The sequence below is a fragment of the Paracoccus beibuensis genome, from assembly GCF_026162625.1.
GTDB classification, from domain to species: domain Bacteria; phylum Pseudomonadota; class Alphaproteobacteria; order Rhodobacterales; family Rhodobacteraceae; genus Paracoccus; species Paracoccus beibuensis.
The window spans coordinates 14142-35166 of record NZ_JAOTBD010000033.1 but is presented as its reverse complement, the minus strand read 5'-3'; the positions used below and the strand labels follow the sequence as shown (position 1 = coordinate 35166).

Annotated in this window: 21 protein-coding genes and 1 pseudogene; 18 read left to right on the top strand and 4 right to left on the bottom strand. The window is 66.9% G+C overall.

Going from position 1 to position 21025, the window contains the following annotated elements; genetic code table 11:
* Nucleotides 1-30: 30 nt before the first annotated feature.
* Both OC159_RS16105 and OC159_RS16100 read right to left on the bottom strand, forming a co-directional pair.
* A complete protein-coding gene (locus tag OC159_RS16105; RefSeq protein WP_265502189.1) occupies nt 31-1440 on the bottom strand; it encodes a hypothetical protein in 1410 nt (469 codons plus the stop codon).
* Nucleotides 1437-2006 (bottom strand): FCD domain-containing protein, encoded by a 570-nt coding sequence (locus OC159_RS16100; protein ID WP_265502188.1) that lies wholly within the window; start codon nt 2004-2006, stop codon nt 1437-1439. Before OC159_RS16100 ends, OC159_RS16105 begins: the two co-directional genes overlap by 4 nt.
* Nucleotides 2007-2355: 349 nt before the next feature.
* Between OC159_RS16100 and OC159_RS20235 the strand changes: the two are divergent.
* Nucleotides 2356-2662: pseudogene (locus tag OC159_RS20235) on the top strand (CoA transferase).
* 320 nt (nt 2663-2982) lie between these two features.
* Here the strand turns inward: OC159_RS20235 and OC159_RS16095 are convergent.
* Both OC159_RS16095 and OC159_RS16090 read right to left on the bottom strand, forming a co-directional pair.
* Entirely contained in the window at nt 2983-3288 is a 306-nt protein-coding gene (locus OC159_RS16095; protein WP_265502187.1) for a hypothetical protein, read from the bottom strand.
* A gap of 45 nt (nt 3289-3333) precedes the next feature.
* Complete coding sequence (locus tag OC159_RS16090; protein ID WP_265502186.1) at nt 3334-3519, bottom strand: hypothetical protein; 186 nt, start codon at nt 3517-3519, stop codon at nt 3334-3336.
* Between the two features lie 150 nt (nt 3520-3669).
* Here OC159_RS16090 and OC159_RS16085 point away from each other — a divergent pair, with 150 nt between their 5' ends.
* The 17 genes from OC159_RS16085 to OC159_RS16005 all read left to right on the top strand — a co-directional run bounded on the left by OC159_RS16085 (nt 3670) and on the right by OC159_RS16005 (nt 20718).
* The gene (locus OC159_RS16085) at nt 3670-3960 is read left to right on the top strand and encodes a ribbon-helix-helix domain-containing protein (RefSeq protein WP_265502185.1); all 291 of its coding nucleotides are present in this window, start codon (nt 3670-3672) and stop codon (nt 3958-3960) included.
* Between the two features lie 90 nt (nt 3961-4050).
* Nucleotides 4051-4446: a VOC family protein gene (locus OC159_RS16080; RefSeq protein WP_265502184.1), complete on the top strand. Its 396-nt coding sequence runs from the start codon at nt 4051-4053 to the stop codon at nt 4444-4446.
* Between the two features lie 57 nt (nt 4447-4503).
* Nucleotides 4504-5025 (top strand): Twin-arginine translocation pathway signal, encoded by a 522-nt coding sequence (locus tag OC159_RS16075; protein WP_265502183.1) that lies wholly within the window; start codon nt 4504-4506, stop codon nt 5023-5025.
* 11 nt (nt 5026-5036) lie between these two features.
* Nucleotides 5037-6611: a GMC family oxidoreductase gene (locus tag OC159_RS16070; RefSeq protein WP_265502182.1), complete on the top strand. Its 1575-nt coding sequence runs from the start codon at nt 5037-5039 to the stop codon at nt 6609-6611.
* 427 nt (nt 6612-7038) lie between these two features.
* Nucleotides 7039-8328 carry a PQQ-dependent sugar dehydrogenase gene (locus tag OC159_RS16065; protein ID WP_265502181.1) on the top strand — a complete coding sequence of 430 codons (1290 nt, stop codon included), beginning with the start codon at nt 7039-7041 and terminating at the stop codon, nt 8326-8328.
* 114 nt (nt 8329-8442) lie between these two features.
* Entirely contained in the window at nt 8443-9411 is a 969-nt protein-coding gene (locus tag OC159_RS16060; protein WP_265502180.1) for an AAA family ATPase, read from the top strand.
* Nucleotides 9405-10229: a DUF58 domain-containing protein gene (locus tag OC159_RS16055; protein ID WP_265502179.1), complete on the top strand. Its 825-nt coding sequence runs from the start codon at nt 9405-9407 to the stop codon at nt 10227-10229. Before OC159_RS16060 ends, OC159_RS16055 begins: the two co-directional genes overlap by 7 nt.
* Entirely contained in the window at nt 10226-10573 is a 348-nt protein-coding gene (locus tag OC159_RS16050) for a hypothetical protein (protein ID WP_265502178.1), read from the top strand. Before OC159_RS16055 ends, OC159_RS16050 begins: the two co-directional genes overlap by 4 nt.
* A complete protein-coding gene (locus tag OC159_RS16045) occupies nt 10570-11508 on the top strand; it encodes a VWA domain-containing protein (protein WP_265502177.1) in 939 nt (312 codons plus the stop codon). Before OC159_RS16050 ends, OC159_RS16045 begins: the two co-directional genes overlap by 4 nt.
* The gene (locus OC159_RS16040; RefSeq protein WP_265502176.1) at nt 11505-12395 is read left to right on the top strand and encodes a vWA domain-containing protein; all 891 of its coding nucleotides are present in this window, start codon (nt 11505-11507) and stop codon (nt 12393-12395) included. The genes OC159_RS16045 and OC159_RS16040 overlap by 4 nt, the downstream gene beginning before the upstream one ends.
* Nucleotides 12392-13009 carry a hypothetical protein gene (locus OC159_RS16035; RefSeq protein ID WP_265502175.1) on the top strand — a complete coding sequence of 206 codons (618 nt, stop codon included), beginning with the start codon at nt 12392-12394 and terminating at the stop codon, nt 13007-13009. Before OC159_RS16040 ends, OC159_RS16035 begins: the two co-directional genes overlap by 4 nt.
* Nucleotides 13003-14172 carry a hypothetical protein gene (locus tag OC159_RS16030; RefSeq protein ID WP_265502174.1) on the top strand — a complete coding sequence of 390 codons (1170 nt, stop codon included), beginning with the start codon at nt 13003-13005 and terminating at the stop codon, nt 14170-14172. Before OC159_RS16035 ends, OC159_RS16030 begins: the two co-directional genes overlap by 7 nt.
* A 1661-nt stretch (nt 14173-15833) precedes the next feature.
* The gene (gene mntR, locus OC159_RS16025; protein ID WP_265502173.1) at nt 15834-16295 is read left to right on the top strand and encodes a manganese-binding transcriptional regulator MntR; all 462 of its coding nucleotides are present in this window, start codon (nt 15834-15836) and stop codon (nt 16293-16295) included.
* 337 nt (nt 16296-16632) lie between these two features.
* Nucleotides 16633-17613: a metal ABC transporter solute-binding protein, Zn/Mn family gene (locus tag OC159_RS16020; protein WP_322626738.1), complete on the top strand. Its 981-nt coding sequence runs from the start codon at nt 16633-16635 to the stop codon at nt 17611-17613.
* A gap of 51 nt (nt 17614-17664) precedes the next feature.
* Complete coding sequence (locus OC159_RS16015) at nt 17665-18459, top strand: metal ABC transporter ATP-binding protein (RefSeq protein ID WP_265502172.1); 795 nt, start codon at nt 17665-17667, stop codon at nt 18457-18459.
* Nucleotide 18460: 1 nt separating this feature from the next.
* The gene (locus OC159_RS16010; RefSeq protein WP_265502171.1) at nt 18461-19588 is read left to right on the top strand and encodes a metal ABC transporter permease; all 1128 of its coding nucleotides are present in this window, start codon (nt 18461-18463) and stop codon (nt 19586-19588) included.
* Nucleotides 19588-20718 carry a metal ABC transporter permease gene (locus OC159_RS16005; RefSeq protein WP_265502170.1) on the top strand — a complete coding sequence of 377 codons (1131 nt, stop codon included), beginning with the start codon at nt 19588-19590 and terminating at the stop codon, nt 20716-20718. The genes OC159_RS16010 and OC159_RS16005 overlap by 1 nt, the downstream gene beginning before the upstream one ends.
* The last annotated feature ends 307 nt before the right edge of the window (nt 20719-21025 follow it).

Here is a 21025-nt window from a genome sequence, read left to right as displayed (position 1 = left end):
CCTCGAAGCGTGCTTGAACGGCCGCGACATTCATCCTGCGACGATCATCGACCAGCCAGCGAGCAGAAGTCCCATTGCCAGTGCGTAGACTCCGTTCCAGTACAAGCCAACCCTGCGGGCGGACTGACCGGACAAGGAGCCGACCAGCAGCACGGAAGCGGTAAATGGGGACGTCGTGCCGCTGATCGCCCACCCGCCGGTGATAGCCACGATCATCGCTGCAGGGTCGATCCCCAGTGCTGCGGGTGCCGGCAGCAGCGGTACGAACAGAGACGCCGCGAGGATCGGGTTCATCCCGATCTGTCCCGCCAGCGGGATCAACCACACGACCGCGGAAAGGATGACCGGCGGCGGCAGCTGTGCCAGGTCCAGACCCGACTGCTCGACCAGCGGCACCAGCAGATAGGCCCCCATGTGGCCAATGAACGCGGCCATGAACAGCAGCAGGATCTCCGAGCGGAAGCGTGGCAGTTCTTCGAGAGCGAAGTCGCGGATCCGGGCAGCCGTTCCGTCCAGCACACGCTGACCTTCCGCTTGCAACTGACGAGCGATCCAGACGGTCGCGACTGCCGGCACCACAAGCATGACACAGGGCACGACACTGACGCCAGTCGCTGCATGAATGGCAACAACGCAGATCACGACTACGCCCAGCAAGAGCAGCAGAGGCCGTAGCTGGATAAGCCACCCGTCGCCCTCTGCGGTGCGCGCGGGTGGAGGAAGAGCCAGCTTCGGCTTGAAGATGCTGTCCAGCCCCCAGCCGACTGCCAGCATCAGGAAGCTGCTGAACAGACAGGGCAGGACGGCCTCTGACCAGGTGGCGCCTGGCACGAGCGACGTCGCGATGACCATCGAGAACGCCAGCGGCGACCAGCACAAGGTCGCCGCGAAGCCACGCTGGATTGCAATCAGCATCCGTCGCAAACGCAGGCTGCGCAGCTCCGGGTCGCGAAGCCCGGACGTGGTTTCGGCGGCGAGCGATCCCAAGAGCGAGATGGAGCCGTACATCAGGATCAGCCCAAACATATGCCCGCCCGCCGTCAAGGCAGCATAGCGTCTGCCTGGTGGCTGCCTTGCCAGAAAACGTCCGCAGGCGATGATCTCGGCGGAGCCGGAAGCCGCGGCCCGGATCGCGGCAAGAGCCGTGAAGAGCGAGATGACGAAGCCCCCGCGCCCCAATGCGGTTCCAACGGCCTGCAGGCCGTCCGACCGTGCAGCAACAGCCATGAGGACCTGCACAAGGCCGATCAGCACAAAGACCAGGCGCGCCTTAGCGGCGCCGATGCTGAAGCAGGCGATGGCCGCGAGAGAGGCCGCCGCGGCAAGAGCTGTCGCACCCGACAGGCCGGTAAAGGCTGCCGCCACCGTGGCCGGCATGGCCGCCGCGGCCAGGAAACCGCCCGCGCGCGTCACGGGCCTTTGGATAATCGGCGTCGTCACGGTGTCGGGCGACCGCGAGGGACGGCAGGCGGCAAAGGATCGAACGTCTCGGCGGCAGACAGAATGTGAACTTCCCTAGTTCGTTCCGCCCATCGAGGCGAGCCTGCGGCGATTTCTACATGGTGCTGCGCCGGACGTCGGCGCTGCTCCGACGTGAAGCTGCGAAACGTCCGGCTGACAAGCGAGATGTCGACCGCAGCCTTGATCAGATGCATCAGTCGCTGCGACTGACTTGCCTCGATCACCGAGGTGTGGAAACGCGCATTTCCCTTGTCGATCTGAACGATCGACTTCTCGTCTGGCGGTTCCGCCTGAGCCAGAAGGATCATGCGCGCGGCTGACTGCTGCAGTTCCATGATCTGCTGCGGCGAAGCGCGCGCGGCTGCCCGCCTTGCGGCATAGGCTTCAAGTCGCAGTCGCAGGTCTAAGATCTTACAGACTTGCGCCTCGCCCGGCAGCGCGCACCAGTGCCCCTGCCCCTTCGTACGCTCGAGAAGTCCCTCCAGCAGAAGGCGCTTGATAGCTTCGCGGAGGGGCGTCCTTGAGATCACAAGCATCTCTGCCAAATCAAGCTCCGTAACATTGCGGTCCTGGGCGGATGGCCTTCAACGGTCGCCTCACGCGATTCATGATAGGCGCGCTCGGAGGCATTTCCGCCTGTCACCGACTGCATCTACGGCGCCCTCTGCTCTGCTGGCTGAACTTCAACAGCCCTTTGATCATCTTGACTGACGGAGAACAATTCCACGCCGCTACTTTGGCTGGAAAATAGCACAGAAAGATCGGCGAACAGGGTTCCATGGCGCCATGTCGTCTTCTTCTGGATGCAAAATCAAGCTGCACTTGGCAGTGTCCTGTTAATAGAAAGTCGGGGAGAGGGCGGTAACCGAGAAACGGGCAGGTCCGTTCGGTCCGCTGGCAGGTCTGCAGGTGCCCGCGATGGGCCGGCTTCTATCCGGGCCCTTTGTCGGCACCCGCTGTGCAGATTGCGGGGCGGAAGTCGTCAAGATCGGGCCGACGGAGGTGAATAACTCGATCCGCAACCGCGGCCAGCCCAAGCACCGGGAAAGCACTCATCTGGCCAATCACGGCGCGCAACAAGAAGGCGATCTCAACCAACCTGCGCGACCCGCGCGGGCAGGAACTGGCAAGCAGGCTCAGCAGCGATGCGGACGTGCTGATCGAGAACCTCACGCCTGGCACCTCGAAAACTGCGGCATGACCCGCCCGAGTTGCACGAGCTAAACCCCCGCTGGTCATCGCCCGGTTTTGGGCTTCGGCCAGACCGATTCCTCTGCGGCGCGGCCAGGCGTTGCCTCGGCCAGCGAGCCGATGTCGAAGCTGCACCACGTCAACGGTTCTTGGCGCCGAAGCCTCAAGAACCGTAGGCGCTCGTGCTTCTCTGGGACGACCAACAGCCGCGCTCCCCCTTCTCTTTCTGGCGGAAGCTCCGCTTCATGCCGTTCTGCTGCGGCCGACCGCGGTACGTCATGCGGCATTTTCACGGTTCAGCGCTTTTGCTGCACCGCCTGCGCCAGCCGGTCATCGGAGGAGCCGGCAGACCGGGAAGGACACCAAGGCCACGGCTGCCAGAAATCCGGCGGTGGTGACGACGGTATGAGATGCACCTTGTCGCTCGCGCAACTCGAAGGCAATCAAGCCGCGCTCGGAGCGGCGGCGGCCCAGTTCTTGGCAGGTCTCTCGTCCGGAGATCCCTTTCAACCCGCCGCGGAAAATCGACCGGTACTTGGCAATGCCGACTAGCACAGCGACCTCGGCCCGGCGCAGCTTGCCCTTTGGTTCGGCTGCGACTGAAAACGGGTCAGTCAGCCGGAAGCCACGCCCCACGTCGCCGCCGGATGACCGGCACGAACCTTCGACGCGGCTACAGGCCTAGCGGTCCTGCTGATGGCCCTTGTTCGTGGTGTTCTGCTTGACGTTGCCCTGCCGGCCCTGCTCGGCTAGGTTGCGCTGGTGCGGGTCCGGGATCCGGGCATCCGTCGGCGCATCGTTGCGTGGCGATTTCGGGCCCTTGTCGCTCTGGCTGCCGGGCGGGACGGGTGGCATGGTCTTGGACATGGTATCCTCCTTTGACGTGTCCTGAACCGGTCCGGTGGGACGATGTTCCAGCCACGGCGTTGCCGCACCGCCACCTGCCCCGAATGTCGCGTTGACTGCGCAGGGCCGAACGGAAAAAATGGGCGTCCAGAGAAGGACGAGATCAAGCTGATGTGCCAGATCTTCGCCGGGCAGAACCCGGACCGATACGAGACCGTAACCCGCCGCCTGCGCCTGAACGGGCAGTCGACCTCGATCCGGCTGGAGCGCGCGTTCTGGAACATCCTCGACCGCATCGCGGCGCGCGAAGGGGTGTCAACACCGGCCTTCATCTCGAAGCTGCACGCCGAGGTGCTGGAGCTGCACGGAGAGGCCCGGAACTTCACCTCGCTGCTGCGCTGCGCCTGCACGCTCCACCTGGGCGAGGACGAGGCGATCCAGCCGGCCATCGCGGCAGAGTGATCCAAAAATCGCGCCTGTAGTAATCCGATACTACCTGCGCCGCGGAAAGCCCCCTAGCCTTGTGATGACGGCAAGGAAAGGGAACGCCCGATGGCCAAGTACATCCACTCGATGATCCGCGTTCTGGACGAGGCGCGTTCGGTCGACTTCTATGACCGCTGCTTCGGCCTGAAGGTCGCCGAGCGGCTGGACTTCGAGAAGTTCACGCTGGTCTACCTGGCCAACGGCGAAAGCGAGAGCGAACTGGAGCTGACCGTCAACAAGGGCCGGACCGAGCCTTATGACCTGGGCGACGGCTATGGCCACGTCGCCTTTTCCGTCGATGACGTCGATGCGCTGCACGCCCGGCTGGAGTCCGAGGGCCTGTCGCCTCGCAAGCTGGTCGACTTCGCCCCCGGCGGCGAGGTGATCGCCCGGTTCTTCTTCATCCAGGACCCCGACGGATACGAGATCGAGGTCCTGCGGCGGGGGGGCCGCTACAAGTAAGACCCGTGCCGGTCCTTGGGAGGGGACCCCACGCGGCAACAAGGGGAGGAGGAACGAATGTCCCAACTGAAGGGGAAGGGCCTGACCCGGCGTGCGCTTCTGTCGCGCGCCATGGCGGCAGGCACGCTTGCGGTCGCCGGCGCGGGGTTCATCGCCGCGCCGGACGCCGCATGGGCGGTCGAAGTGAGCGCGATCAGCGAACACGAGATGGCGACGCTGCTGCAGATGGCGCGCGACATCTATCCGCACGACCGCGTCGGCGACCGGTTCTATGCCATTGCGATCAAGGGCTATGACACGCCGGAGCAGAAAGCGATGGTGGCCGAGGGCATCGCCGCCCTGGATGCGGCGGCGCAGGCCGCGGGGCATGGGAATTACCTTGGCGTCGGATGGGAAGCCGACCGCGTCGCGATCCTGCGCGGCATCGAGGACAGCGACTTCTTCCAGACGGTGCGCGGCGGGCTGGTGACCGGGCTCTATAACCAGAAAGAGGTCTGGCCGATCTTCGGCTATGAGGGAGAGAGCTTTTCCCAGGGCGGTTACATCGACCGCGGCTTCGACGACATCGACTGGCTGTAGGGGGACGCACCATGGCGAATGCAGCGAAATTCGAACTGACCGACGACAGCGTGGTCGTCATCGTCGGCACTGGCGCGGGCGGCGGTGTGCTTGCCAACGAACTGGCGCAGAAGGGCGTCAAGGTCGTCGCGCTGGAGGCCGGCGGACGCTACCTGCCCGAGGACTATATCAACGACGAATGGGAAAGCTTCGGGCAGTTGGCCTGGACCGATCCGCGCACGACAAGCGGCGACTGGCGCGTGGCGCGCGACTTCAGCGGATTGCCCGCCTGGATCGTGAAGGCCGTCGGCGGCACGACGACGCATTGGGCGGGAGCGTCGATCCGGTTCCAGGACCACGAATGGAAGGCCCTGACCACCTATGGCGCGGTCGAGGGCGCGAACCTTCTGGACTGGCCCATCGACGGCGTCGAAATGGCGCCCTGGTACCAGATGGCCGAGGCCAAGCTGGGCGTGACCCGCACCGGCGACTTCCCCGGGCTTCCGGGCAGCAACAACTTCAAGGTCTTCGACGCGGGTGCCAAGGCGCTTGGGTATAAGGAAGTGCATACCGGCCGCATGGCCATCAACAGCATCGAGAACGACGACCGCCCGGCCTGTCAGCAGACCGGCTTCTGCTTTCAGGGCTGCAAATGGGGTGCGAAGTGGTCGGCGGCCTATACCGACATCCCCAGGGGCGAGGCGACCGGCAACCTCGAGGTTCGCGACCACGCCCATGTCGCGCGCATCCTGCACAACGACCAAGGCCGCGTCACGGGCGTGGAATACTTCGACAAGGACGGCAACCTGCAGTTCCAGGCGGCCCGCATCGTCGCCGTCGCCGGCAACAGCTTCGAAAGCCCACGGCTGCTGCTGAACAGCGCCAGCAGCATGTTCCCGGACGGTCTTGCCAACAGCTCGGGCCAGGTCGGGCGCAACTACATGCGCCACACGACGGGGTCGATCTATGCGACCTTCGAAAAGCCGGTGCGGATGTGGCGCGGCACGACCATGGCAGGCATCATCCAGGACGAGGCGCGCCACGACCCCTCGCGCGGGTTCGTCGGCGGATACGAGCTGGAGACGCTGAGCCTGGGCCTGCCCTTCATGGCCGCGTTCCTCGACCCGGGCAGCTGGGGCCGGGAGTTCACGACTGCGCTGGACGCCTACGAAAACATGGCCGGCATGTGGATCGTGGGCGAGGACATGCCGCAGGAGACGAACCGCGTCACCCTGTCGGACACCGTCGACAAGTTCGGCCTGAAGGTCGCCGACGTCCATTTCAGCGATCACCCGAACGACATCGCCATGCGCAACCACGCCTATGATCGCGGGCAGGCCATCTACAAGGCCGTCGGCGCGACGCGCACGCTGCCGACACCGCCCTACCCTTCGACCCACAACCTCGGCACCAACCGCATGTCGGAACGCCCCGAGGATGGCGTCGTGAACCGCTGGGGCCAGAGCCACGACGTGCCGAACCTCTTCGTCTCGGACGGCAGCCAGTTCACGACCGGAGGGGCGGAAAACCCGACGCTCACCATCGTGGCGCTGGCGATCCGCCAGGCCGACCATATCGCGAAAGAGCTTTCGGCCGGCGCCATCTGACAACCGGCCTTGGCTGCGCAAGCGGCCAGGGCTAACCGGCAACGACACTTCGCGATCGGGCTGTCGCCCGTCGGTCTCGTCGGGTCCACCATGACTTCTGGTGCGCAATGCTGTTCAGCGTCGCGCACGAGGACCGAACGTCGACAAAGCTCTTCTTGTTGATGCGCTCGCAGAAAGTCCGCCCGCCACGCTTCTTCGCCAAGTTCCGCGGCACGCCGGCGACGATGACAGGCGGATGCATTGGCAAAGGTCTTTTCTTCACCCTCGACGGCTTGGCGGGGGATCGGATTCCGGATCGGTTTTGCAGGCAGCATAAAGGGATGGACAGCCCCGTGCCGCGACCGGTGCATCGGGGCGAACCCAAGGTGGCGTTTGACGGCGCAGCGGACGCCGCTAATGTCGGCCCAGGACAACGGCAGGATGACGCATGGATTTCATGGCACGGGCGACGGCGATCGTGGGGGGCACGATGGTCGCCCTGAGGCGCTTCAAGGCGCCGAGGACCCAAGCGGTAGGGCACACGCCGACCATACCGGAGGCCCGGCGGCAAGGCATCATGACCCTCAAGATGCCGACAGCCAGGGGCTGGGTTGCGGGCCACGTTCCCGATGCCGCGCCGGGCCTTCGGGTGAATGCCTTCGCGACCGGCCTGGACCATCCACGCTGGATCGAAGTCCTGCCGAACGGCGACGTGCTGGTGGCCGAGTCGAAGGAGCAGCCCTCGGCTCCGAAGACGCTGATGGATCATGCGACGCAGGCCACGATGCGCCGCGCCAAGGCAATCGGCGACAGCGCCAATCGCATCACGCTGTGGCGGGACGCCGATGGCGACGGCGTGGCCGAGATCCGTGAGGTGTTCCTGGAGAACCAGAACCAGCCCTTCGGAATGGCCCTGGCGGACGGCACGTTCTATGTCGGCAACACCGACGGTATCACGGCCTTCCCCTATGACGCGGGGGCCGTCCGTCCGTCGCAGCCCGGCCGCAAGCTGGTCGATTTCCGGCCCGGCGGGCACTGGACGCGCAGCCTGATCGCGTCGCCCGACGGGCGCAAGATCTTTGCCGGCGTCGGCTCTCTCTCGAATATCGGCGACAAGGGGATGGACGCCGAGGAGGGTCGGGCCGCCATTTGGGAACTTGACGTCGCAAGCGGCAACGCAAGGATCTTCGCCTCGGGGCTGAGAAACGCCGTCGGCATGGCGTGGGAGCCTGCGACGGGCGCCTTGTGGACGGTCGTGAACGAACGCGACGGGCTGGGGGACGAGACGCCGCCCGACTATCTGACCTCGGTCCGCGACGGAGGATTCTACGGCTGGCCCTATTGCTACTGGGGCCAGACCGTCGATGATCGCGTTCCGCAAGACCCTGCCCTGGTGGCGAAGGCAATCACGCCGGACTATGCGCTCGGCGGCCACACCGCCTCGCTCGGGCTCTGCTGGATGCCGACGGGTACCTTGCCGGGCTTCCCCGGGGGCATGGTCATCGGTCAGCACGGGTCATGGAACCGGTCGACCCTCAGCGGCTACCGCGTGATCTTCGTTCCATTTGAAGGTGGTCGGCCGTCGGGGCCGCCGCGGGACATCCTCTGGGGCTTTCTGTCGCCGGACGAACGTCACGCCTATGGCCGCCCGGTCGGCGTCGCCGTCGGGGCGGACAAGGCATCCCTGCTGGTGGCCGACGACGTGGGCGACGTCATCTGGCGGGTGACGGCAGCCTAGCGGCGCCGAGGGTTCCGCCACGGTGGTCGCCGCGACTTTGGTCGCAGAATGCGGTTTCGCAGTGGCAAGGTTGCCCCCAGTGCCTGCACAATCTGCAGACACAGGGAGAGAGCAATGGATCACGCAGTGAACGGCTTCACGCCGCGCCTCGCGGTCAGGACGCTGGCCGACGAGGTCGGCCGGACGCTGATCGGTCACGACTGGCTGGTCGAGCGCCTGTTGATCGCGTTTCTGGTCGGCGGGCATGTCCTGCTGGAGGGCCCGCCCGGCATCGCCAAGACCCGCGCCGTCAAACAGCTGGCCGCGCATCTGCCGGGCGAACATTCGCGGATCCAGTGCACGCCCGACCTTCTGCCCTCGGACTTGACCGGCAGCCAGATCTTCCGCCCCGAAACCGGCGGCTTCGATTTCCTGCCCGGTCCGATCTTCCACAACCTCGTCCTGGTAGACGAGATCAACCGCGCCCCACCCAAGGTGCAGTCCGCCCTGCTGGAGGCGATGGCCGAAGGGCAGGTGACGACCTCGGGCGTCACGCGGCTGCTGCCGCAGCCCTTCATGGTCGTGGCGACGCAGAACCCGATCGAGCACGAGGGAACCTTCCCCTTGCCCGAAGCGCAGCTGGACCGGTTCCTGCTGCACCTGCGGCTTGACCTGCCCGACGCCGAAGCCGAGCTTGCGATCCTCGACCTTGTCGAGGCCGAGGGGCGCAGCCCAGCACCAGCTGCCGTGACCCGGCTGACGGCCGAGAACATGAGCCAGGCGCGCGCCGAGGTGGCGGACGTTCACCTGGCGCCCGTTCTCAAGGACTTCATCATTCGGTTGGTGATGTCGACGCGGCGCGGCGGGGCGCTGGCGGATGCGGTGGAGCATCCGATCTCTCCGCGCGGCACTCTGGCCTTGGCGGCAGCGGTCCGGGCGCGGGCCTGGCTTCACGGCCGCGACCACGGCCTGCCCGAGGATGCCGAGGCGCTGGCCGCCGACGCCCTGGCCCACCGGCTGGTGCCGGACTGGAAGGCCATCAGCGAGGGGCGCGACGGGCGCGCCCTGATCGCCGAGGCGCTGCGCGAGATCCGCCCGTGGTAGGCGCCGCCGGGTGGCGGACGGCCCCCGGGATACGGCTGGCGGGCCAGGACCTGCTGGCGCTGCGCGATGCAGCCGCCGGCCGCCAGCCGCGCCCCGCGACGCGCCGGGCGGGCACCCTGCCCTCGCGCCGGGCCGGCAGCGGCATGGACCTGAGAGAGATCCGCGCCTATGTCCCCGGCGACGATCCGCGCCGGATGGACCCCTCGGCCACGGCCCGGACCGGCACGCCCCATATCCGCGCCCTGCACGAGGATCGCGACGACGTCACCGTGCTTATCGCCGACTTCCGCGCGCCGATGCTTTGGGGCACCGGCGACAGCCTGCGGTCGGTCCGTGGCGCGCGATATCTGGCCGGGGCCGGTTGGGCAGCCGTGGCACGACAGGGGGCCGTGGGGCTGGTCGTCGCGGGCGGTGGGGCGGCATCGCTGCCGACGGGCCAGGGCGACAGCCAGATGTCCGCGATCTGCGCGATGCTGGCCGAACGCCACGCCGCCGCGCTCAATGGCCCCGACCAACCGCCGCTGACGCAGGGGCTGCTTCTGGCCGAACGCATGGCCCCGCGCGGCGCCCGCGTCGTCCTGGCCACGGCCCCGGACGCCTGGCACGACGCCGAACCCGCCCTGGCGCGGCTTGCAAAGGGGCGCCGGGTAGAGGTCGCGCTGATCCTCGACCCGCTGGAGGTGTCGCCGCCGCCCCGCCCGCTGCCGGTCGATTGCACCGGCCGCGTTCAACTGGCGCGCATCGCCGCAGCGGAGACCGCGCCGCAGCTGGCGCGGCTTGCCGGGCTGGGGGCAATCCCACGCGAGGTCGCGCCGTGACGCACGAGCAGATGCTTGACGCCCTTGCACCCGTGCGGCTGCCGTCGAGCTTCGGGTCCCTCGGCGTGAACGAGATCATGGTCCTGGTCGCCCTGGGCCTGATCGTCGGCGTCGCCGTCAGCGCCATCATCCGGCCCCTGACCCGCGGGGGAGACCGCCGCCTGCGCCTGAGCGACCTGCGCGCAATGCCGGTGCCGCAGCGCATGCTGGCGCTGTCGCGGCTGCTGGGGCACCTGCCGCCGGCGTTGCGGCCTGCCGCCTACGGGGCCGCAACGCCCCCTTCGGACCGGCGGATCGAGCGGATCGCCCGCCTCTCTCGCCTGCGCTGGAGGCGGTGGGGATGAGCCTGTCGCTTCCCTTCCTGCTGATCCTGCTGCCCCTGCCGCTGCTGGTGCGCTGGCTGACCCCGCCGGTGAACCGCCCGCGACCGGCCCTGCGGATTCCCGATCACCTGGCCCCGGGCCTCAGGTCCAGCGGGTTGACCGCGCCCGGGCATCCATGGTTGGCCGCAGCGGCCTGGGTCCTGCTGGTCGTGGCGCTGGCCGGGCCGCAGATCGAACGGCAGGCCGACGTCATCCCGTCCAGCGGGCGCGACGTCATGCTGGCATTGGACCTCTCCGGCAGCATGGAGAAAGAGGATTTCACCCTGGACGGCCAAGCCGTCAGTCGTCTTCAGGCCGTCAAGCGGACCGCCGCCGACTTCGTGGCGCGGCGCGAGGGGGATCGGGTCGGACTGGTGATCTTCGGCGCCCGCGCCTATGTCGCGGCGCCGCTGACCTTCGACGTCGGCGCCGTCGCGATGGCCATTGACGAGGCGCAGATCGGCATCTCGGGGCGCGGCACCGCCATCTCTGACGGTCTGGGGCTGGCCATGCGGCGGCTGGACAACAGCGACGCCCGGTCACGCGTGATCGTGCTGCTGTCGGACGGCGTCGACACCTCGGGCAGCGTGCCCGCGACCGAGGTCGCGCGGCTGGCGACCGAACACGGCATCCGCATCCACACCGTCGCCCTTGGTCCCGAAGACCTCGAGACGCAGCCGACGTCCCGCGATGCCGTGGACGTCGCGACGCTGCGCCAGATCGCCGAGATGGCGGGCGGAGAGATCTTCCGCGTCCGTGGCACCGCCGACCTTGAGGCGATGGCGCAGTCGCTGGACCGGTTGGAGCCGTCGCCGGGCGACCGTCCGCCGCTGCGCTATCAGCAGCAGCTGTGGCATGGGCCGACCGCCTGCGCCTTGATCCTGCTGGCCGTGGCCATCTGGCGGAGGCGCGAATGATCCTGCTGCGCCCCTGGTGGCTGGTGGCGCTGCTGCCATTGGCAGCGCTGGCCGTGTGGAGCGCCCGCCGCGCCCCCGAGGCCGGCGGATGGGAATCCGTCATGCCGCCGCAGATGCTGGCCGCGATGCAGGCCATGGGCGCACTGACCGGGGCGGGTGGCCGGTGGGTGCGTATCCTGCCGGTGGCGGCGGCGCTTGCGCTGGTGCTGGGGCTGGCGGGTCCCGCGCTGCCACGCGACGATGTGCCGGTCCTGGCGCGAACCGACAGCGTCATGATCGCCATCGACCTGTCCCCGTCGGTCGCCAAGGGCGCGGCCCTTGGACAGGCCCAGCAGGCGGTGGCCGCGCTGCTGCAGGGGGTGGGCGGCCGGCCGGTGGGGTTGATCCTCTATGGCGGCGAAGCGTTTGCCGCCTCGGCCCCGACGACCGACCCCCGCACGCTCGAGACGCTGATTGCCGTGATGGATCATCAGACGATGCCCGCCACCGGCAGCCGGCCTGCCGCCGCGATCGGCATGGCGGGGCAGATGCTGACGGACACGCGGCAGGCGGACGTGGTCCTCGTCACCGACGGCGGCGGGGTCGACCGGCAGGCCATGGCCGAGGCCGGTCGCCTGGCCGACATGGGGGTGCGCCTTTGGGCGCTTCGGCTGACCGGATTGGCAGCTGAAGCGACGGTGCCGGATCCCGACGCCCTGAAGGCGCTGACACAGGGCGGCGACGTTCTGGCGGCGGATAATGCCGACAGCTTGGCCGCGCGCCTGCGGACCGGCGGTGACGCTGTGCGCGACCCGATGCTGCGCGCGCTCGGCTATCTTGATCTGGGGCCGTTCCTGGCGGCACTGGCCGTCTTGCCGCTTCTGTTCATGCTGCGGCGGCGGACATGAGGTCGAGTCTGATCCTTCTGGCACTGGCGGCGGTGCTTCTGGTGCTGGCGGGACCGGCGGCGCTTGGCTCACTGGCCTTGCGGTTCGGCTGGAACCAAGCCGCGCTTCGCCTGCTGCATGAACCAGCGACGCAAGGGGTCGCGCTTTTCCGCCTTGCCCGCCATGCCGATGCGGACGCCGCCTTCGCGGCCGCCGGTCGGTCGCAGACCTACAACCGCGGCCTCAGCTTGGCGGCAACCGCCGACTATCCGCTGGCGGTCGCCTATTTCGATGCAGTGCTCTTCGCCAATCCGGCGGACGAGCAGGCGCGCGCCAACCGCGATCTGGTCGCAACGATGTATCCGCCCACCGTCGGCGACAGCATCGCGCCGGGGCGCATCGTCGGGCGCGGCGGTCGTCCTGCCGCGGCCGAGGAAATCGGTGCTGCGCTGACTGCCGCCGCCGTCGACAGCTGGCGCCGTCCCATCGGCGCACGCGGCCTGGCCGCAAGCGACGCCTGGCTGGAAACCATCGCAGACGACCCCGGCGAATTCCTGCGCCTGCGTATCGCGGCCGAATACGAACGCCGCGCCCGCTTGGGCCTGATCCGTCCCGAGGAGGTCGACCCGTGGTGATCCGCCTCGCCCTGGCGCTTCTGGTGCTTCTGGCCCTGCCGCTTAGCGCCGAGGTCCCGCTGGCCCCCGGTGAGGCGCGGCTGACGGTCCTGCACGATCATGGAAACCCCGTGGTGGCCGAGATGGTGCACCTGAAGCTGCGCGGCGAATACGACCTGACCGTCTCGCTCGAGGAGCTGGTGTTTCCGGATTCCGAGGCTTACGACTGGATGCAGATCGACCGGGACCGCTGGTTCAAGGAACGCATCGGCGGCCGGATGATCCAGATCTTCGAGCGGGACATCGCGCTCTTCCCGCGCGCCCCGGGTGAGCTGACGATCCCGCCGATAAACCACGACCTGACGAACATCCGCAACGACGGCGTCCGAGAGGAGGTTCGCGTGACCTCGGCCCCCACCCGGCTGGCGGTGCGCCCGTTTCCGGGCCGGGGCCGCCCGTTGACCGCCCGCGCCCTGGTGCTGACGGACGAGCTGTCGGCCGAGCCGGGCCGGCTGACCAAGGACGAGGTCCTGACCCGCCGCGTCACCATCGAGGCGCTCGGCGCGCTGGCCCACCATCTGCCGCCGCGCCCCGACATCCGGCAGCCCTGGCTGATCAGCTTCACCCAGCCCGAGATCCGTGAAACGGTCCCCACGGCGGACGGGCCCGTCTCTCGGGTGGTCTGGGAATGGCAGCTGCGGCCCCGCACCGGCGAACCCGGCGTCCTGCCCGCCGCCGCCTTGGAGTGGTTCAACACGCGCGACCGCCAGCTTGAAGTTGCGCCCTTGAAGCCGATCCCCTTCGGCTATGCCGGCTTCGGATCGAACTTCGGCGACCGTCAGGCCGAGGGGCCAGAGGTTCAACTTGCGATGGCGGGTCTATTCGGCCTAGGGCTGGTGATCGCACTTGTGGTGGGCCTGCAAGGGCGCGTGCCGATGATGCTGCGCCGCATGCGCCGCAGCCCGCACCTGGAGGCGTTGCAGTCAGCCGCCCGGACGGGCGATCTGCAGCAGCTCCGCGCTGCGGCCGACCGACAGGCCGCATGGCAAGGTGGTCCTGTCGGTCGTCAGCAGGCCCTGCTGCGCGCACTGGATGATCGCATCTTCTCGAGCCGCCAGACTTCGATCGATCCACAACAGTGGGCGGCGGATTTCATATCTGCCTCGCGGAGCGGCGCCACCTGATCGGCTGGCAGCGCTGCAAGACGCCAGTGAAGCTCGGCGTCCAGATAAACCGCCATGGGTTTGCCCAACCGCGGCGGAATTGGATCACCAGCAGGCGCATGTGACCTTGTCGACACCGATCCGGCACCTGCGGAAACGGTGGACACTGGCCCTGCTGCAACCGGACGGGGCACAGAGACATCCGCATGCGTCGAGACGGGGCTGCCAGGCAACGGAGGCGCGATCAGCCGGTCCGACATGCAAGACGAATATCGGTCGCAGCTATCACCAGACCTGGACGTCAAACTGCAGCCTCGACGCGAATTGGATGTCACGGGACTCCTCGCCGTGTTATCCTCTTCACCAGTTTTCTGTTCTAGATGCCGGTGGCCATGGCCTTCACCATGCGCGACACCTCCACCATCATGGGCGAGGTGGATTTCCCGGACCGGAAACGCTCCTCCGCCGCCAAGGGACCGTGAGTCGGTTCACAGAAACGGCCTCATCCGGGTGGTGAAGGACACTATGCTGCGACGCGTCCGTGACCAACGAAAGCGACCCGGCCGCCGACGCCGAAGGTGGCTCAGCCTTCACCCTGATCTCAAGGCTGCCTTCGCCTGCACGCGGTCGTGATCCAGATCGAAGCGCCGGATGCAGCGGCAGTGAGCTGTCTCAGGAGACTCCGCGAGTGCCGCTGTCGCGCAGGGATGAATACGACGTCGCGACGGCGAAACCGGTGCCGTGCCTCTGAGAGGTCGTCCCCAGAGAGATGCGCTTTTCGTCGCGGCATCGTCCGGGCGCATACCTGACGGCATCTTGACTATCCCGGGGGTGAGCCCGATGACGCCGAGGGCCATGATCGCCCGCGCGACAGGCGATAACGACGCAATCGGTGGCGCTCTCGCCATCGCCGCCGACGAAGTGGATGGCAGCACCCGGGGCATCAGCGCACGAACCGGCTCCCTAATTCGGCACGAGGACGACCTGGCGCTGGTCAAGCAATTCGATCCTGGCCCTTGTCGAGCGGCTACGCGACATCGCTATCGACCAGGTAAGCGGACGATGCGAACAGGTGGCCGGCGATTGCCGCGCCCACCTTCCGGCAATCCTGCTGACGAACGCTGATGATGTCACCCGTTGCTGCTGCCGCGGCCTGCTGACCATGTGACCGATGACGTCAGTGATGGGGCTGCCGATCTCATCCGCGCTGATCCTGCTCGGGGCGCACGGCCCGGAGCGGGTTTCCGGTCACCAACGTCAGCGTGCGGTAGGGTGCGCAACAGGTGGTGAGCGATCTGCCCCCGCCACAGCCGCACCCCAGAAAGGTGGTTGTCCTCTGCCGGTCCGAATGCCGCTGACAACCTGATCCTTCCGCGCCGAACAGCGGCCACAGCATCAGCGCCGCTGTCGACCATCCAAAGGCGCGCGAGACAAGGCGGAGCTGCATCAGACCGTCACGCAACCCGGTCGAGGTGCGACGGATAGGCATCGTTCAGGCCCAGATGGTTGCGGCGTTCTGTCGCCGTGTGGACTGCCTGAACCACGCCGCCGCCTCTGGGCAGAACCGCCGGCCGTGAGGAGTTCGACTTTCCGCGGGGAATCCGTGGAGATTGCGATTTCATAGCACAGGCTATATATCCCGGTGCATCCCAAAAAAATTCCTTGCGAATTGCCTGCATCACATGACCAAGCCCGTTTCCCAATCGCCGAGCCCCGAAGACGCAGGCATCGACGCAGAACGTCATGCCGAAGGGTTCCAAAAGACCCGAAACGCCCGCAGGACAGAGCTGTGCGAGGACTACGTCGAGTTGATCGCCGAGCTGATCAGCCGCGAGGGCGAGGCACGCCAGGTCGAAATCGCCCGCCGCCTTGGGGTGGCGCAGCCGACCGTTGCAAGAATGCTCAAGCGTCTGGCGGAAGATGGATATATCCAGCAGAAGCCCTATCGTGGCGTGTTCCTGACCCGGACGGGCGAGGCTCTTGCTGCGGAATGTCAGCGTCGCCACGAGATCGTCGAGGGCTTTTTGCGTGCCCTTGGCATCAGTGACGAGGTGGCCCGACACGATGCCGAGGGCATGGAGCATCATGTCAGCGCCGAGACCTTGAAGGCATTTGCCCAATTCGTTGCGACCAGAACCGTCTGAACGGAGGCATCTGCCTGCGGCATTGCAGATCCGCATCGCTGATCCGAATGGGGTTCTGGCCTGGCGCCTGCCGCAAAGGCTGGTCGGCACGACGCCGTGCCTCCGCCCGATGCGGCGGACGCCATTGCCACTGCGCATCCGGTGTCCTCGCGGGTCACGGAATTCTGCCGGCCGAGCGACCCAAGCCGCATAGTCGCACGAGGCAGGAAGCAACGGCAACGCCCACAGTCGTGGCTCACAGGGCGTTGTCCTGACGGCGCTTGACATATGGTCAGCCGATTTATAGCACTTGCTAAGTTGATTAGTCGTGACGCAAGTATTTAGGGACTGCTTACGGATGAAGCACGTGCTGTCGACCCTTTCCATGATTGGCCTCGGCCTGTGGGCTGGTGCCGCGTCCGCGCAGGACAAGCCGGTCAAAGTCGTTGCGACAATCGGGATGATCGGTGACATTGTCGAGAATGTCGGCGGCAACTGCGTCGATGTCATGACGATCATGGGGCCGGGCGTCGATCCGCATCTCTACCAGGCCAGCGCCTCGGACGTGCGGACGTTCCAGGCGGGCGATGTGATCTTCTACTCTGGTTACTCGCTCGAGGGGCAGTTGGCAGAGGTCCTGGCAAAGTTCGCCGAGCGCAAGCCTACCGTGGCGGTCGCGTCGACCTCGATCGACGAAACGGACTTGATCAAGACCCAAGGCGCCTATGGTGTCGATCCGCACCTGTGGATGGATGCCGGCCTGTGGTCGCGGATCGCGCCAACCATTGCCGAGGCCCTGGGTGAGGTGCGACCCGCTTGCGCGGACCTGTTTGCGGCGAATGCCGGACGCTACGCCGCGCAGGTGACGGCGCTGGACGCATGGGCTGAACAGGCAATCGCCACCATTCCGGAAGGCCAGCGTTCACTTGTGACGGCGCACGACGCGTTTGCGTATTTCGGAAGAGCCTATGGCATCCGCGTCGCCAGCATCCAGGGCATCAGCACCGAATCCGAGGCCAGCATCGCCGATATCCGGGCCAGCGCGGATCTCGTGGCACGCACAGGCGTGCCGGCGCTCTTCGTCGAAAGCACGATCAACCCCCGCACCGTCCAGTCGGTCATTGACGCCGCCCGACAGCAGGGCACGGATGTCAAAATCGGCGGGCAGCTCTATTCCGACGCGATGGGAGAGGACGGCACCCCTGGCGGCACCTATATCGGCATGATCTTCGAGAACACGCGCACGATCACAGAGGCGCTTGGCGGCACCCTGCCAGAGCTTCCCGTGGCGCTTGCCGGTTGGGCCGAAGAATGGAACGTTGTGACGAAGGCGCGCTGACCGTCCCGCATCGCGTCGGCACGCGCGGCCTCTTCAAGGAAACCATCGAACGTGACTGAACCGCTCCATGAACCGCAGCTGGCCCTGCATGTCGAGGACCTGACGGTCAGCTATGAAAGCAAACCGGTGCTTTGGGATATCGACATCGACATCCCGCCCGGCGTCATGGCAGCCATCGTAGGACCGAACGGCGCCGGCAAGAGCACCTTCATCAAGTCGGTCATGGGCCTGGTCAAGCCGACAGCCGGCCATGTCCGCATCTTCGGACGTCCCTATGCCGCCGAACGCCTTCGCGTCGGCTATGTGCCCCAGCGATCCTCGGTCGACTGGGACTTTCCGACCACTGCGCTGGACGTGGTGGGAATGGGTCTCTATGGCCGTCTCGGCTGGTTGCGCCGCCCGGGCAAGAGAGAACGGGACGCGGCCTTCCAGGCGCTTGAACAGGTCGGAATGCAGGACTTCGCCGAACGCCAGATCAGCCAGCTGTCCGGCGGCCAGCAGCAGCGCGTGTTCCTGGCGCGAGCCCTGGTGCAGCAGGCCGACATCTATTTCCTGGACGAGCCGATGGCAGGGGTCGACGCCACGACCGAACGCGCCATCGTCGACATCCTTCACCGCCTCCGGTCGCAGGGCAAGACGCTGATCGTCGTGCATCACGACCTGCAGACGGTGCGATCATATTTCGACTGGATGGTCATCCTGAACGTCCGGGCGGTCGCCCAAGGGCCGGTATCCCAGGTCTACACGCCCGAGAACCTGCGCAAGGCCTATGGCGGGCAGATCGCGCTGATCGAGCGCAACACCTTTGCAGATGACGCGGCACCGGCCAGCGGGGACGCGGTCTAGGATGCTGGCGCTGCTGGGTGATTATACGATCCAGACGGTCGCCATGGGGGCGGCGCTGCTGGGCATCTCCAGCGGCGTCCTCGGCTGCTTTGCCGTACTGCGCAAGCAGAGCCTGCTGGGCGACACCCTGTCCCACGCGGCCCTGCCCGGCATCTGCATCGGCTTCCTTGTCGCCGGGTCGCGCGATATCGGCACGATCCTTGCCGGGGCGCTGGTCAGCGGTGCCGTGGCCGCGCTGGTCGTCCTGGTGCTGACGCGGATGAGCCGGCTGAAGACGGACGCCGCGCTCGGCATCGCGCTCAGCGTGTCTTTCGCGGTAGGCGTCGTGCTGCTGACCTATATCCAGGGCGGTGGCAACGCGTCGCAGGGTGGGCTCGACTCGTTTCTCTTCGGGCAGGCTGCGGCGATCCTGCGCAGCGACCTGTGGATCATGGGCGCCGTCACGGCGGCGGCGCTGGCCCTGGTGACGCTGCTCTGGAAAGAGTTCAAGCTCGTCTCGTTCGATCCGGGCTTTGCGACATCTCTAGGACTACCGGTTGTCGCGCTCGAGGTGACGATGACCATCATGGTTGCGCTGGCGGTCGTGGTGGGGCTGCAGATGGTCGGCGTGGTCCTGATGACGGCGATGATCGTCGCCCCCGCCGTCGCGGCCCGGCAGTGGACGCGCAGCCTGGGCGCCATGGTCGTCCTCGCCGCCCTGTTCGGGATCGTTGCCGGGGTCTCGGGTGCGGTCATCAGCGCGACGGCGCGGGGGCTGTCGACGGGGCCGCTGATCGTCCTTGCAATCTCGGTCATCGTCCTCGTCTCGCTGCTGCTCGCGCCCGGCCGGGGGCTGGTCTGGGCCAGCCTGAGGCGACGCCGCGACCGCCGCAGCCTCGCCGGTCGGCAGGTCCTCTCGACGCTCTATGGCCTCGCGGCCGAGCATGGCAACCAGGGCTATCCGACCGAACTTGGGGCGCTTGACGCCTTTCACGGCACGCCCACGCGCGGCACGATGCAGCGGCTGGAACGCCGCGGTTTGGTGGCGCCCGTGACGCACGAACCCGAGACGACGCCGCACTGGGAACTGACGCCGGCGGGATTGTCCGAGGCGCGGCGGATCGACGACGCATCCCGTGAGAACAGCTGATGATCGAAGCCTTTTTCATGAACATCTCGCTGATGATCATCCTTACCGGAGCCCTCGTCGGCTGCGCCTCGACGTTGGTGGGGACGTTCCTCGTCCTGCGCGGCAACAGCATGCTGTCGGACGCGATCAGCCACTCGATCATCTTCGGCATCGTGGTCGTGTGGCTTGTGACGGGCGCGGCAAGTGGCCCCATGCAGATCGTCGGCGCGGCGATGACAGGGGTGCTGACGGTCTTTCTGACCGAGCTGCTCTTCAGCACCCGCCGCGTCAGGTACGACGCGGCCATCGGCCTTGTGTTCCCCGTGCTCTTCTCGGTCGGGGTGCTGCTTCTGAATCTCTATGCCCGCGATGTCCATATCGACCAGCACACGGTGCTTCTGGGCGAGATCGGCTTTGTCTGGTTGGATACGGTGGTGCTGCTGGGATACGAGATCCCGCAGTCCCTGATCGCGATGTTCATGATGACGATGGTGAACCTGCTGTTCGTGACGCTGCTCTACAAGGAGCTGAAGATCACCACCTTCGATCCGGCGCTTGCGGCGGCGCTCGGCTTTGCGCCTGCCGTGATCTTCTATGCGCTGCTGTTCCTGACCAGCGCGACGGCCGTTGCGGCATTCGATGCCGTAGGCGCAGTGCTGTTCGTCGCCTTCGTGACCGTGCCCCCGTCCGCGGCCTACCTTCTGACCGACCGCCTGTGGCTGATGCTGGTCTATGGCGCGGTCATTTCCATCGCTTCCAGCATCAGCGGCTATCACCTGGCGGTCGTCCTGGACGTGTCGATCGGCGGGATGATGGCGGTGATGACGGGGGTGTTCCTGGCCCTGGCCTTCCTCTTTGGCCCCCGCTACGGCGTAATCGCGCGGCTGCACCGCCAGCGCAGCGAACGTCAGGCGAATGCACTGCGGACCGTCGCGGTCCACCTCTACTCCCACGAAGACAGCGCCGATCAGAAGGAAGAGAACGTGGCCCGCGCGCTGGAGACCCACCTCGGCTGGACCGCCCGCCACGCGCGTGATGTCATCGCCGAGGGGCTGACGAAGGACCTGATTGCGCGCAGGGGCAACCTGCTGGTCCTGACCCCCAGGGGACGCGCTGAAGCCCGGTCGATCCTTGAACCCTGGCGCGGTTGAATCGGCACGCCGTTGCCCTTTTGGGGAACGGCTTGCCGACAGCCGACGGTGCCCTATCGAACGACACCGGTGATCGCCACTCCTGGCGGATCCCGGGTGCTGGCGATTCCAGCCTCACCGTTGATCTGTGCATCGACGCCGAAGTCGTTCGTCACCGGGATGTGTCATGGGTCGGGGGTTGGGCCAGCAGCAGCCTGACGCGGCTTGCGTCTGCATCATGCTGCAGCGACACCGTCAACGCTACGAGGAGAAGCCTTCCACAGTCCTCTGCACCCTTGCTTCGATCCGAAGCAGGTCGAGCGCCGCC